Here is a 12,479-nt window from a genome sequence, read left to right as displayed (position 1 = left end):
CAGCAGACCCCCTGCCGCGGCGAGACTGATCGTCAGTAGCCGAGGAAGTTCTCAACCGGGCCCTTGGGCAGCGGAATGAGGAACCAGATCTCGAACAGGATGAAGAGTGCCAAAGGCACGCCGATCGCGACCGGGATCGCTTTCAGGATGTTGTACTTGCCAATCGCCACCATGAAGAAGGCGATGAAGATCGCGCCGGCCACGTAAAGGCCAAGGAACGGGATCGCCGCAACATACACAGCCGTCGGAACGAGAACCGCCAGAACCATTTTGAGCTGGCCCTTCTCGACGAAGGTCTCAAGGTTCGGCGTCTTCGTGATGATCGACTGCACGAGCGTACCCAAGCTCGCGATAAACATGATCAGCCCGATATAGAACGGGAAGTAACCCGCCTGCGGACCATCCGACGCCCATTTGGCGCCGATGCCCCAGCTGTCCCACATCACGACGCAGGACAGCGCCATGAAAAGGAGCGCCACGACCGCGTCGACCGAGCGGTACGACACCGTGTATTCGCCCGGTGCGCTGCTATGCTTGCTCATCTGACCCCCTCAAAACTTCAAAAGACGGCCCATCCTCAGGACGGCCGTACACCCCAAAACCTCAGGACCTGTATGTACAGGCCCCGAAGACACTCAAGGTCCGCCCCCTATCCCGGGACCGGAAGAAGAACCCGGCACGCTGAAGAGCCGGAAGAAACCATTGTTCTTCTGAACTCCGGCAACAGCCGGGTTCAGTGCTGTTGCCGAACCCTTCCAACAGTCAGGTTCAGCTCCCTTTTGCTGAACCCTGACAACAGTCAGGTTCAGTTAACTTTTGCTCTCACAGAAAAAAACGCCCCTGGCTCAGTGGAGCCGGGGGCGTTCTCTCATCTCGTCAGATCACTTCAGGAAGCCGGCCTTCTGCATCAGGTCCTTGTGGCGCGCTTCCGCGTCAGCAACCCAAGCTTTGTATTCGGCTCCGCTCAGAGTGGTCGTGTTGAACGCACCCTTGGCCATGAACGACTTCCATTCGTCGGTCGCAGCGACCTTCTTGAAGAGGTCGACATAGAAGTCGACCGCAGCCTGGTCCACGCCCGACGGCATGAAGATGCCGCGCAGCATCAGATAGTCCGTGTTGATGCCGGACTCGATGCAGGTCGGGATGTCCGACCAGGCCATGTCCGAGGTCACCTTGTCGGTGTACTTCAGGCGTTCCTTGTCGAACACGCACAGCGGACGGACCTTGCCGGCGCGCCACTGGGCAACCGCTTCGATCGGGTTGTTCACCGTCGAGGTCACGTGACCGCCAACCAGCTGCGTGACGACGTCGCCGCCGCCCTTGAACGGAACATAGGTGAACTTCGCACCCGTCGTCTGCTCAAGAGCCGCCGTGATGATCTGGTCTTCCTGCTTGGTGCCGGTACCAGCCATCTTGAAGTCGTTCGGCTTGGACGCCTTCAGAGCCGTCAGGTAATCGCCCGCCGTCTTGTACGGAGACTCCGAGTTCACCCACAGGACGAATTCGTCAAGCGCCAGCATCGAAACCGGCGTGATGTCCTGCCAGCTGAACGGAATGCCCGTCGACAGAGGCGTCGTGAACAGGTTCGACAGCGTGATGATGATCTTGTGCGGATTGCCGGCCGAGCCCTTAACGTCGAGGAAGCCCTCGCCGCCGGCGCCGCCCGACTTGTTCAGAACAACAAGCGACTGATCCATCAGCTCGTGCTTCTGAATAACACCCTGAAGCGTGCGCGCCATCTGGTCGGCGCCGCCGCCCGTGCCGGCCGGCACGATAAACTCAACCGTCTTCGTCGGCTTCCACTGCGCAGACGCACTCACCGTCAGCGCAAGAACAGCAGCCGCAGCCACCGCACCGCAAGACGCAATTCGGGATAGCTCTTTCTTCATCGCGTTCTCTCTCCCATGACCGATTTCCGCTTTTTTTCGCGTGGGACGCGTGGCGGATTTCGTCGAAAAGGCAACCGGCGGAGCGCCGGTAGCTGGAGGGGAGTATATTGGCTGCCACACAGAAGGCAACCGTTACGAGATGTGAATTAGCCATCTTCGCTAACGCCAAGACGTTCGCGGGATCAGATGCTTAATAAGCGTGCAGACAAGCCGCCAACAGCCGCCTGCGGCCTTCCGGCTCAGCCCGTTTTGCCTTGAAGCCGGCGGTTTGAAGGCAGGCGCCGGCCCCGAAAAACGGCTCAGCCGCCCCGGACGAGGAGCGCGATTTTGCCGATGTGCTGGCTGGATTCCATCAGGGCGTGAGCCGCCGCCGCCTCTTTCAGCGGGAAGGTCTTGTACAGCTTGGGCGCGATCTTGCCGCTCGCGATCAACGGCCAGACCTTGTCGCGCAGCTGGTCGGCAATGGCCTTCTTGTCGGCAACCGAACGGGCGCGCAGGGTCGAGCCGGTCAGGGTCAGACGCTTGGTCATGACCGGGAAGAAGTTGAGCGTGATCTTCGGGCTTTGCAGGAAGGCGATCGAGACATGGCGCCCATCGACCGCCATGACCGAAACGGTCCGTCCGACATAATCGCCGCCGACCATATCGAGCACGACATCGACGCCCTTGCCTCCCGTTTCGGCTTTGATGACCTCGACGAAGTCCTCGTCCTTATAGTTGATCGCCCGATCGGCCCCGAGCTCGACGCAGGCGGCGCATTTCTCGGCACTGCCGGCGGTCGTAAAGACCTTTGCGCCGAAGGCTTTGGCGAGAGGAATTGCAGCAGTTCCGATGCCCGACGAGCCGCCATGGACAAGGAAGTTCTCGCCCGCTTTGAGGCGGCCGCGATCGAACACATTGCTCCAGACCGTAAAGAAGGTTTCCGGCAGGCAGGCCGCTTCGACCATGGAAAGGCTGCCCGGCACCGGCAGGACCTGGGCCGCGGGCGCCGTGACATATTCGGCATAGCCGCCACCGGCGAGGAGCGCACAGACCTTGTCGCCGAGCTTGAACTCGGAGACGCCCTCGCCGAGCGCGGCGATCACGCCCGCAACCTCAAGGCCCGGAATATCGGTCGTACCCGGCGGCGGCTCATACTTGCCCATGCGCTGCAGGACGTCCGGACGGTTGATGCCGGCCGCATGGATCTCGATCAGAACCTCGCCTTTGCCGGGCTGCGGCACCGGACGCGTCGTCGGCGTCAGCCCTTCCGGACCGCCCGGAGTAGAGATTTCAATGGCGGTCATTGTGGCAGGGACGGACATAGAGGTGCTCCGGTTTCGGATTTGCCCGATCCGCTACAGGGATTTGAGAAGGAAGTGAACCCCACTCCTTCCTATGTACTGGAGAGCCTTAGTCTATGCGGACCGTAGCCGAGGCCGAGCGCCCGGCGGCATCAAGCACGGTCAGGCGGGCAAAGCCCCGGCCCTCCGGCGTCCAGAAGCTGTCGCGGCGGCGGGCATCGGATGTCACGGGTTTGCCGTCGACCAGCCAGGTGAACGGCGCCGTGCCGCCCGCGGCCTTCAACGCCAAGGCCTGCGGCGCGCCCTGCCCGGCGCCGAGATCGACGCGCACCCCATCCGCAGGGAAGGCAATGGTCAGGGGCATATCCCCCGCCTCGAGAAGCGGCGCGGGTTCGCCGCGCGGCTGGAAGCGCTTCAAGGCAGGCGGGAGTTCGGCCAGTCGAAGCGTCGCCTCATAGGGCGGCGGCGGCAAAGGTTCGGTGCGCGGCGCAATGCGGGCAAACGCGTCGAACAGGATCGGCCCCGCACTGTCGCGGCCGACAAGGCCCGGGCTCGAAGCGCCGTCCGGGCGTCCCGTCCATACGGCAACGGTGGTGCGTCCGTCGAAACCGACGGCCCAGGCGTCGCGGAAGCCGTACGAAGTCCCCGTCTTGTAGGCGATGCGACCCGTCACGGCGCTTTTTGGCGCCGGGGTGCCGAGCAGCGCATGGGCGATCTGTGCCGCGGCGACCGGATCGAGAAGGCGTCTTCCTTCGACCTCGGGCTTCTCGCCCATCTCATAAAGAGGAATGCTCTCGCCGCCGCGGGCAAGGCCGGTATAGAGCGTTGCGAGATCGAACAGGCTTGTACCGACACCGCCAAGGCCGATGGCAAGGCCCGGCGCTTCTCCGTTCGGAAGTTTCAGTTGCGCACCACCATCCTTGAGGCGCGTGACGAGACGCTCGGGCCCGACCGCATCGAGCACGGCGACGGCCGGGACGTTCAAGGAAAGCTGCAAGGCCTTCTCCATCGTCACCGTGCCCTGGAAATCTTCACCGAAATTCTTCGGCGCATAGCCGCCGAAGCGCGTCGGCCGGTCTTCGATCAGGGTTTCCGGCAGGCCGATGCCTTCTTCGAACGCCATGCCGTAGATGAAAGGCTTCAGCGTCGAGCCGGGCGAGCGCACCGCGCGCGCCTGATCGACGGAACCGGCACGGCTCTCATCGAAATAATCCGCCGAGCCCACATGGGCACGCACCGCGCCCGTTTTGTGATCGACGGCAACGATCGCCATCGAATGACCGGGGCCGAGATTGCGCGCGCGCTCAAGCGCAAGACCTTCGAGCGCGACTTGAATCTCGCGGTCGATGGTCAGCTTGATGACCTTCTCATCCGGCGCACGGGCAATAGCGCCTTCCGCCGCATGCGCGGCAAAGGCCGGAAACGCTTTGCGTCCGTCGGGTACATCTTCGGATTTTGCGAACTCGGCTTCGGCAGGTTCGATGACGCCCTGCCCGACCAGACGATCGATGACGCGATTGCGGGCGCGCTTGGCCGCCACGCGGTCGCGGTCCGGACGGCGCGCTTCCGGCGATTGCGGCAATGCCACGAGCAAGGCGGCCTGTGCCGTCGTCAGCCGCGCCGGCTCCTTGCCGAAATAAGCCAGGGACGCCGCGCGCACGCCTTCGAGATTGCCGCCATAAGGCGCAAGCGTCAGATAAAGATCGAGCACGCGCTGTTTGCCGACTTCGCGCTCGAGTGCGGCCGCCGCCCCGATCTCCCAGATCTTGCGCGACAGATTGCGCCCGCGTTCGGGCTCAAGCAGACGCGCGGTCTGCATCGACAGCGTCGAGCCGCCGGAAACGACGCGCCCATACAGAGCCGCCTGCCAGGCGGCACGCATGAACGCATAAGGATCCGCGCCGAAATGCTCGTCGAACCGCCGGTCTTCATAAGCCTTCAGATAGGTCAGGAGTTTCGGATCGACCTCCGCGCTCGTGACCGGCAGACGCCAGATGCCTTCGGGCGTCGTGAACGGACGCAGAAGCTTTCCATTTCTGTCGGTGACAAGCGTCGACAGCTTCCCCGCGCGCTCCAGGGATGGCGGAGACGCCGTGGAAAACCAGAGCGCGGCGGCACCCGCGATAAGGGCCGCCGCGCTTGTGGCTGTGCCGATGATCCGGCTTATTTTCACTTCGCCGTCACCTCAACCGTGCCGCTGTCCGAGCGGCCGAAGCGCTCGATGCGGTACATATCCTCGACCGTCGCCGGCGGATGCACATATGTGCCTGGCGAGACGGCGCGGACGATATAGGCCGCGACCATATCCGTATCCTCGCCCGTGCGGTTGAAGGCCGCAACGAAACGGTCGTCGCGGAATTCCGCATGGCCCGGCGCATAGTTCTGGTCGAGCCAGGGGAGCAGCTTCACTTCGGCACTCGTCACGAGACGCGGATTGTCGATCTCGAAACCGCCCGGCAGATGATCGACCACAAGAAGTCGCCCGTTCTGCTCCGCCGTCTCTTCAATCTGAAGCACGACGACAAGGCGCGTGTTCTGCGCGACCTTCGATGGGTCCACTTCCTCACCGGCGAGCGTGTAATAGGCACGCGTCACTTTGAGGCCCATCTCCGTCGCCGGCGGCATGGCCTTCGGCGCACCGCGCACCGTGACCATGGCGTTGACCGGAACATCGCTGGCATTACCGACCTTGACCGGCTCGACCAGAGCGACCGCATCGAGCGTCTTGTTATAGACGCCGGCATGCGCGGCGCCGTTGACGGTGAGCGACAGCTTGGCGCTCTCCTGCTTCAGCGCCTGCGAAGCGCGCAGCAGCCAGGCGTTCTCCTGTGTTGAGAAGCTGTTGCGTGCGCCGCGATTGGCGACGACCTTTTTTGCCACCGCCGGAATGACGGAAGCGATGGAGGTCTCGGCCGCGAGCGCCAGAACGCCCGCGCTGTCGCGCAAATCCGTGCCGTAATCGAGCCGCGAGACCTGATCGACATTGATTTCGCCAAGCGCGGTGTCGGCGGCGGCAAAGGCCTTTCCGGCCCGCGCCTGATCGCCGGCCAGTGCCAAAGCCGCACCGATCTGCGCACGCGCGAGAGGAGATGCGATCTCATTGACCTTCGAGTCAGCGAGATAACGCAGATCGCCGACAATCGGGCGGCCGTTCCGCGCCAGCACATAATGCGCATAGGCGAAATTGGTCGCTTCGTCCTGATCGTCGAACTCGCCTTCATAGCCGAGCACGTTTTTGAGGCGCGCAAGACCCGAACTGATGGCGCGTTCGGACACGGCATAACCCTTTTCGCGCGCCCGCGTCAGAACGTCGACGACGTAACTGTCGAGCCAGAGATCATCGTCCGTTCCCGCCGACCACAGGCCGAAACCGCCATTCGAAGACTGGCGCGCGAGAACGCGGCCGATCATCTGCTGCGCCTTCTCGCGCGTGTCGTCGGCAAGCTTGATGCCGTAATCCTCGGCATAGAGGATAGCGATCAGCTTGGACGAGAGCTGTTCCGAACACCCGTAGGGATAGGTGTCGAGCGCGCCGGCAAAGGCCGCCGGCTCGAACGCCGCGTTGGATCCGACCGTCAGCGCGATCGATGCCGTGCCGGGGACGTAATCCTTCAGCATATCGGAGGTGACCGAGATCGAACCGGTCTTCGGCGCAAGCTGCACGACCGTGCGGTTGACGCCTTCGGGCGATGCCGGCTGAACCGGGAGGTTCAACGCCTGCGCATAGCTCTTGCCATCCGGCGCCGTCAGCGAGACATCGATCGAGGAGCGGCCCACGGCTTTCGCCGTCAGAGCGATCTCCACGGACTTCCGCTCGCCGTCCTTCAGCGCGAGTTTCTGTTCGGCCTCGTTGAAGGAGATAACATCGCCGGCGCCGTCGAGCTTGACCTTGTACTCACCAGCCGCACCCGAAACATTGTGAATGTCGAGGCGAAGGCGCGAGGCATCGCCCGGGGCGAGGAAGCGCGGCAGAGCGGCCGTGACGACGACGGGATCGGCGATCACGACATCCTGTTCGCTATGGCCGAGCTTGTCCTTCGACCAGGCGATGGCCATCAGCTTCACGGTGCCGTTAAAGGCCGGAATATCGAAGCTGACTTCCGCCGTGCCGTCGGCCGCCACCGGCACAAGGCCCGAGAACAAAGCCAAAGGCTGTTGCGTCGGCGGCTCGCCCATGCCCATGCCGCCCATATCGTCGCCGCCGGTGCGGATCTTGCCGCGTGCGGCGCGCATGCCGTCAATGAGCTGCCCGTACAGATCGCGGACTTCGGCGGAGAGCTGACGCTGGGCAAACGCATCTTCTTCCGGTGCCGGGGCCTTGAAGCCGGTGAGATTGAGAATGCCGACATCGACCGCGGCAACGACAAGATGCGCCTTCTCGCCAGACGCAAGATTGGCGATCTTGACAGGCACACGGACGGTGCCGCGCGGCGGCGCCTTATCCGGCGCCGACAGCGCGACCTTCAGCGTGTGCGGCGCGGCATCGATCTGCGCATGCGCAAGACCAATGGCGCGGCCGGGCATGCGGCTGGCCTTGGCGTCGAGCGGACGGTGCAGGAAGGCCATCACATAGGCGCCCGGGCGCCAGGCTTCCGTCACATCAAGCGCGATTTCGTTTTCGCCCTGCGTCAGGTCGAGAACCTTCGACGAAATCACCTCATTGCCGACGACCACGACCGTCGCCTTGCCGGCAAAGGGTGCATCGATGCGCAGTTCCGCCTTGTCGCCCGGCGCATAGAGATCCTTGTCGAGCGCGACTTCGAGCGTGTCGGGCGTTTCGGCATTGTCGGCCGACGGGTTCCAGCCCGAGGTGAAGACAATGCTGGTCGCCGGGCCATTCGGCTCGGCGCTCATCACGTCGAGGCGGTAGCGCCCGTAGCCGAGCTTGGACGAGATACGCGCCGGCGATTTGGCGTCGGCATCGACGACGCCGTCAGCAGTGCGTGTTGCCGTGGTGATGGTCTCATAGTTCCAGTCCGAACCTTCCGAATACCACTGATAGCGGGTGTTGAGACGCGACAGCTCCCAGCGCAGGCCTTTGGCCGCAGCGAACGCATTGTCGGCGGCGAGCACGCGCACATCGAATTCGGCAAGCTGGCCTTCGGCCACCTGTTCGCCGAACAGCGGTTTGACGCCGATGCGCTGCGAGGTCGAAGCAACCGGCAGCGTCAGCTGACGCTCGATCGTGCGGCCTCCCGGCTCGCGCAGGCGAACCGCGATGCGCGCCTCAAGCGGCTTTGTCGTGTTCGGCAGATTGGGCTGCGGAACGTCGAACTTGGCTTTGCCGTTCGCATCGGTCTTGGCGAGATCGTTCAGCTCGCTCGTCACCGGCGAGACTTCCTCATCGGCAAGGCCGAATTTATAGCCGGCAAGACCTGCGATCTCAGCGCTGGACGAACGGATCGAAACATTGCCTTCGATGGCAAGATCGCCGGCCGGCGCGCCGTAAAGCCAGCGGCCATCAAGTTCCACCGGAATGCCCGCCGCGGTCATGGTCTTGGCCGTCGTTGTCACGTCCATATCGAGGCGTTCAGGGACGTAGTCCTCGACAAGGAACGTCGCCTCACCGACCGGCGGCTGCTTCAGTTCGGCATAGGCCTTGACGCGCCAGGTGCCGGTCGTTGCATCGGAGACCAACGGCAGGCTGAACGCGCGGCCGCCCGCGCCTTCGTCCTCGAGCACTTCGCGGCGCTCTTCGGCACCATCCGGGCGCTCGAAGACCAGCGTCAGCGGCAGGTTCTCGACCGCAAGCCCATCGGCATTGCGCAGCAGCGTCGTGACATGCACCTGCTCGCCCGGACGGTAGACGCCGCGTTCGGTATAAACGAGTGCATCGAGAGGGCCCGGCGCGGCGCGGCCTTCAACGCCGCGATCGGACAGATCAAAGCCCGCGGCCGTCAGCGCAAGGAAACCGTAATCGCCAGCAAGCGATGCCGTCAGCACCGCGGGCGAAAGACCGCCCTCGCCTTTGGTCAGGCCCTTCTCGAAACGGACATAGCCGTTCGCATCGCTTTTCGCGGTCGCCAGCACTTCATTGTTGCGCGCAACGAGCTTGAGCTCGACGCCTTCCAGTGCCTGCGCACCTGCAAGCGAGCGCACAAAGGCATGGATGCCGTCGCCGGACGAAAGCGCCGTGAGGCCGATATCGGAGACGACGAACCACTGCGTCGGCTGCGTCTCGTAATCGTCGTTTTCCTGGGAATCGTAGGCGCGCGCCGTCATCACATAGACGCCGGGCTCCATGGTCTTGATCGTCTCGTCGAGCGGCACCGCCGTCGTGATCTCTTCGTTCAGCTTCTTCGTGACGTCGATCTCGCCTTCGAAAATCTTGGCGCCGCTATCGGCCTGCAGTTTGTCGAACTCGCTCTTGTCGAGCTGGGCCTGGAACTTGCCGTTGGTGATTTCCGGACCCATGCCGCGGTCGCCGACACGGAAGATTTTCACCGCAACGCGATCGACATTGACCGAGACGAAGGGAATGCCCTGCTGGCCGGTGCGCGGCAGAACATAGTTCTTGCCGGTAAAGCGCACATCCGGCTTGCGGTCGCGGACATAGATCGTGGCATTGGCCGGCTTCAGGCTGTTTTCGCCGAGCGCCGAGGGAACGCCCGCGCGGACATTCACTTCATAGGTTTCGCCGTGCTTCAGGCCGTCCACGCAGAGCTTGTCGTTTTCGGCAGCAACCGCCGGCTTGTCCATACCGACGACCGAAACGAAGGGCGCGAAATCGACGCGGCCTTTGGCAAGGTTCTCGGAGAATTCCATGCAGGCGCGCGGCGAGGCCGTATCGGCATCGACCGAATAGTTCGTCACGCGGAAGCCGTGCTCTTCCAGCGCCGTCTGATAGGCGGCGCGCACTTCCGGGTGATCAAAAAGCTTCAAGCTCTCTTTATAGGCGTTGAGCGCCTGGCGGTATTCTTCGGCACGGGTATAGGCTTCAGCAAGGATCGCGAGATTGCGCGCTTCGGCCTTGGCGTCCTTCGACAGGAGATAGGCTCTATAAGCCGAAGCCTTGGCCTTTCCCGGGAACTCATAGGTTTCGCTGCTCTCGGCTTTCACGCGCAGAAGCGAGATGGCGTAATTGCGCCAGGCCTGCTCGCTTTTCGGGTCGACGGCGATCGCCGCGCCGAAGGCGTTCAGCGCCGCGCGCCAGTCGTCCTTCTTGACCGCCTCGACACCTTCCTTGATCCAATCGTCCAGCGTCCGGTCGGCGGTTGCGGTGTTGTTGATGATCTCACGTTCGTAACGGTTCGCATCCGTGTTCAGGTAAGGCTTGTCGAACGGCTTTGCGTCGGCGGCCATCGGCAGAAGCGCAAAGACAAGCGCGAACAGCACGAACACGAAGCGATGAACGGAGGTCATGAAATTTGGCTCCCGGGCCGGAAAGGCGATGTAAATCTCGCGCTTGGTTTGGGGCGAATCTGTGCCGCCTGCCCTGCGCGTTGCCGGCTCTCTACCGGCCTTTGATTTCACAGGTGTTTCGTCTGTGTTGCGGGAGTTTGTCGGGTGTGCGATTGACCGCCCGGCAGGGTCTCCCGGCCCCGGCAAAGGCGGCTTGAAAGCCGCCGGAGAGGTCCTCGTACCCTAAAATGACCAAGGACAGCGGACACAGGCTGAGCCGGCTTCTCATCGCCGAGCCCTGGGACGATTACGAGCTTCTGGACATCGGCGGCATGCGCAAGCTCGAACGCTTCGGCACGCTGACGGTCGACCGGCCGGAACCGCAGGCGCTGTGGGCCCGATCCGCCCCGGACAAGATCTGGCAATCGGCGGACATGAAGTTTCTCGCCCCGGAAGACCAGGAGAGCGGCACCTGGGAATTCCGCTCGAAGAAGCAGGAATGGACCATGGGGTTCGAAGGCGTGCGCTTCCAATGCCGCGCCACCTCCTTCCGTCATGTCGGCGTCTTCCCGGAACAGGCTTCGCACTGGCGCTTCATCTCAAAAGCGCTCGGCGCGCGCCAGAAGCCGACCATGCTCAACCTCTTCGGTTATACCGGGATCGCGAGCCTTGTGGCGGCGGCGGCCGGCGCCGAGGTCACCCATATCGACGCTTCAAAAAAGGCCATCGCCTGGGCGCGCGAGAACCAGGCTTTGTCCGGCCTCGACAAGGCGCCGATCCGCTGGATTTGCGACGATGCTTTGAAGTTCGCCGAGCGCGATGTCCGGCGCGGCAAGACCTATGACGCTATCGTGCTCGATCCGCCGATGTATGGGCGCGGACCCGCCAACGAGGTCTGGCACTTCTTCGAGGATCTGCCGAAACTCCTCGGCGCGCTGTCGCAGCTCATCTCCGACAAACCGGCCTTTGTCCTGATCTCGGCTTACGCCCTGCGCCTGTCGAGCGTCTCGCTCGCCGAACTCCTCAAGGATTTCACCCCGAAGAGCAAAGGCGCGGTCGAAGCCGGCGAACTTGCCGTCGCCGCAAAGCATGGCGAGCGCCTGTTCTCGACCTCGCTCTATGCGCGCTGGCAGCCCGAGAAGGACAGCGCATGAGCGGCCCCCTGCAAGGCGTGAAGATCGTCACCAGCCCGGCCAATCCGCAGGTCAAATATCTTGCGGCGCTCAGGACACGCGACCGGCGCGAGGATGCGGACCTGTTTCTGGCCGAAGGCGCCCGCATGGTGCGCCAGGCGCTTGAGTGCGGGCGCGCGCCGCGTGTGCTCGGCTATGAAGACGGCATGCGGCACGATCCGATGGTCGGAGAACTGATCCGCGCTACGCTCTCGGCGCGCGGCGAGGTTCTCGAACTCACCCCGTCCCTCATCGGCAAGATCACGCGCCGCAACAATCCGCAATCGGTCATTGCCGCCTTCGAGCATGTGGTGAAGCCGCTGGCCGAGATCGCCCCGAAGAAAACACGCGCTGTTCTCGGCCTCGATCGCATCAAGGATCCGGGCAATCTCGGCACAATCCTCAGAACAGCGGATGCCGCAGGCGCAGATGTTCTTATCATCGGCGACAGCTGCGATCCGCACGGCACTGAGGCCGTGCGCGCCAGCGCCGGTTCGATCTTCGCGGTGAACATTTACGAAGGCAGCGAGGCCGATGTCATCGCGCTCTGCAAGAGCTGGCCGGGCGATATCCTCGGCACGAGCGTCGTGCAATCTTCCGACTACCGCACCGTAAAGCCGAAATCGCCGTCTTTGCTCCTCATGGGCAATGAACAATACGGCCTGTCGGATGAACTTTCGGCTGCCTGCATCGGCATGGTGCATATACCGACATCCGACCGCGTCGAGAGCCTGAATGTCGGGATCGCCGCCGGGATTTTGCTGTTTACGCTCTTCCCGCCTGAAAAGGCCTGA

At 63.3% G+C, this 12,479-nt stretch carries 7 protein-coding genes; 2 read left to right on the top strand and 5 right to left on the bottom strand.

What is annotated here, in order from left to right; all coding sequences use genetic code 11:
* Positions 1 to 32: 32 nt before the first annotated feature.
* The 5 genes from IZ6_RS04915 to IZ6_RS04895 all read right to left on the bottom strand — a co-directional run bounded on the left by IZ6_RS04915 (position 33) and on the right by IZ6_RS04895 (position 10,534).
* Positions 33 to 542 carry a tripartite tricarboxylate transporter TctB family protein gene (locus IZ6_RS04915; RefSeq protein ID WP_222876231.1) on the bottom strand — a complete coding sequence of 170 codons (510 nt, stop codon included), beginning with the start codon at positions 540 to 542 and terminating at the stop codon, positions 33 to 35.
* A gap of 339 nt (positions 543 to 881) precedes the next feature.
* Positions 882 to 1,889 carry a Bug family tripartite tricarboxylate transporter substrate binding protein gene (locus IZ6_RS04910; RefSeq protein ID WP_222876230.1) on the bottom strand — a complete coding sequence of 336 codons (1,008 nt, stop codon included), beginning with the start codon at positions 1,887 to 1,889 and terminating at the stop codon, positions 882 to 884.
* Positions 1,890 to 2,188: 299 nt separating this feature from the next.
* Positions 2,189 to 3,193 carry an NAD(P)H-quinone oxidoreductase gene (locus IZ6_RS04905; protein WP_225874007.1) on the bottom strand — a complete coding sequence of 335 codons (1,005 nt, stop codon included), beginning with the start codon at positions 3,191 to 3,193 and terminating at the stop codon, positions 2,189 to 2,191.
* Between the two features lie 88 nt (positions 3,194 to 3,281).
* A complete protein-coding gene (gene pbpC, locus IZ6_RS04900) occupies positions 3,282 to 5,345 on the bottom strand; it encodes a penicillin-binding protein 1C (protein WP_222876889.1) in 2,064 nt (687 codons plus the stop codon).
* Positions 5,342 to 10,534 carry an alpha-2-macroglobulin gene (locus tag IZ6_RS04895; protein ID WP_222876888.1) on the bottom strand — a complete coding sequence of 1,731 codons (5,193 nt, stop codon included), beginning with the start codon at positions 10,532 to 10,534 and terminating at the stop codon, positions 5,342 to 5,344. The genes pbpC and IZ6_RS04895 overlap by 4 nt, the downstream gene beginning before the upstream one ends.
* A 227-nt stretch (positions 10,535 to 10,761) precedes the next feature.
* On the opposite strand from IZ6_RS04895, the gene IZ6_RS04890 reads away from it, so the two are divergent.
* Together IZ6_RS04890 and IZ6_RS04885 are read left to right on the top strand one after the other, a co-directional pair.
* Positions 10,762 to 11,667, top strand: a complete 906-nt coding sequence (locus tag IZ6_RS04890; RefSeq protein ID WP_222876887.1) for a class I SAM-dependent methyltransferase — start codon at positions 10,762 to 10,764, stop codon at positions 11,665 to 11,667.
* Positions 11,664 to 12,479, top strand: a complete 816-nt coding sequence (locus IZ6_RS04885; RefSeq protein ID WP_222876886.1) for a TrmH family RNA methyltransferase — start codon at positions 11,664 to 11,666, stop codon at positions 12,477 to 12,479. The genes IZ6_RS04890 and IZ6_RS04885 overlap by 4 nt, the downstream gene beginning before the upstream one ends.

The sequence above is a fragment of the Terrihabitans soli genome (assembly GCF_014191545.1).
Classification (GTDB): Bacteria; Pseudomonadota; Alphaproteobacteria; order Rhizobiales; family Methylopilaceae; genus Flaviflagellibacter; species Flaviflagellibacter soli.
Note: the sequence above shows the minus strand (reverse complement) of the source record. Positions and strands in the feature narration are given on the sequence as shown.

Excerpts from the sequence above, each read along its gene's own strand:
- IZ6_RS04915 (WP_222876231.1), bottom strand. The coding sequence starts at position 542 with ATGAGCAAGCATAGCAGCGCACCGGGCGAATACACGGTGTCGTACCGC.
- IZ6_RS04910 (WP_222876230.1), bottom strand. The coding sequence starts at position 1,889 with ATGAAGAAAGAGCTATCCCGAATTGCGTCTTGCGGTGCGGTGGCTGCG.
- IZ6_RS04905 (WP_225874007.1), bottom strand. The coding sequence starts at position 3,193 with ATGTCCGTCCCTGCCACAATGACCGCCATTGAAATCTCTACTCCGGGC.
- IZ6_RS04895 (WP_222876888.1), bottom strand. The coding sequence starts at position 10,534 with ATGACCTCCGTTCATCGCTTCGTGTTCGTGCTGTTCGCGCTTGTCTTT.
- IZ6_RS04890 (WP_222876887.1), top strand. The coding sequence starts at position 10,762 with ATGACCAAGGACAGCGGACACAGGCTGAGCCGGCTTCTCATCGCCGAG.
- IZ6_RS04885 (WP_222876886.1), top strand. The coding sequence starts at position 11,664 with ATGAGCGGCCCCCTGCAAGGCGTGAAGATCGTCACCAGCCCGGCCAAT.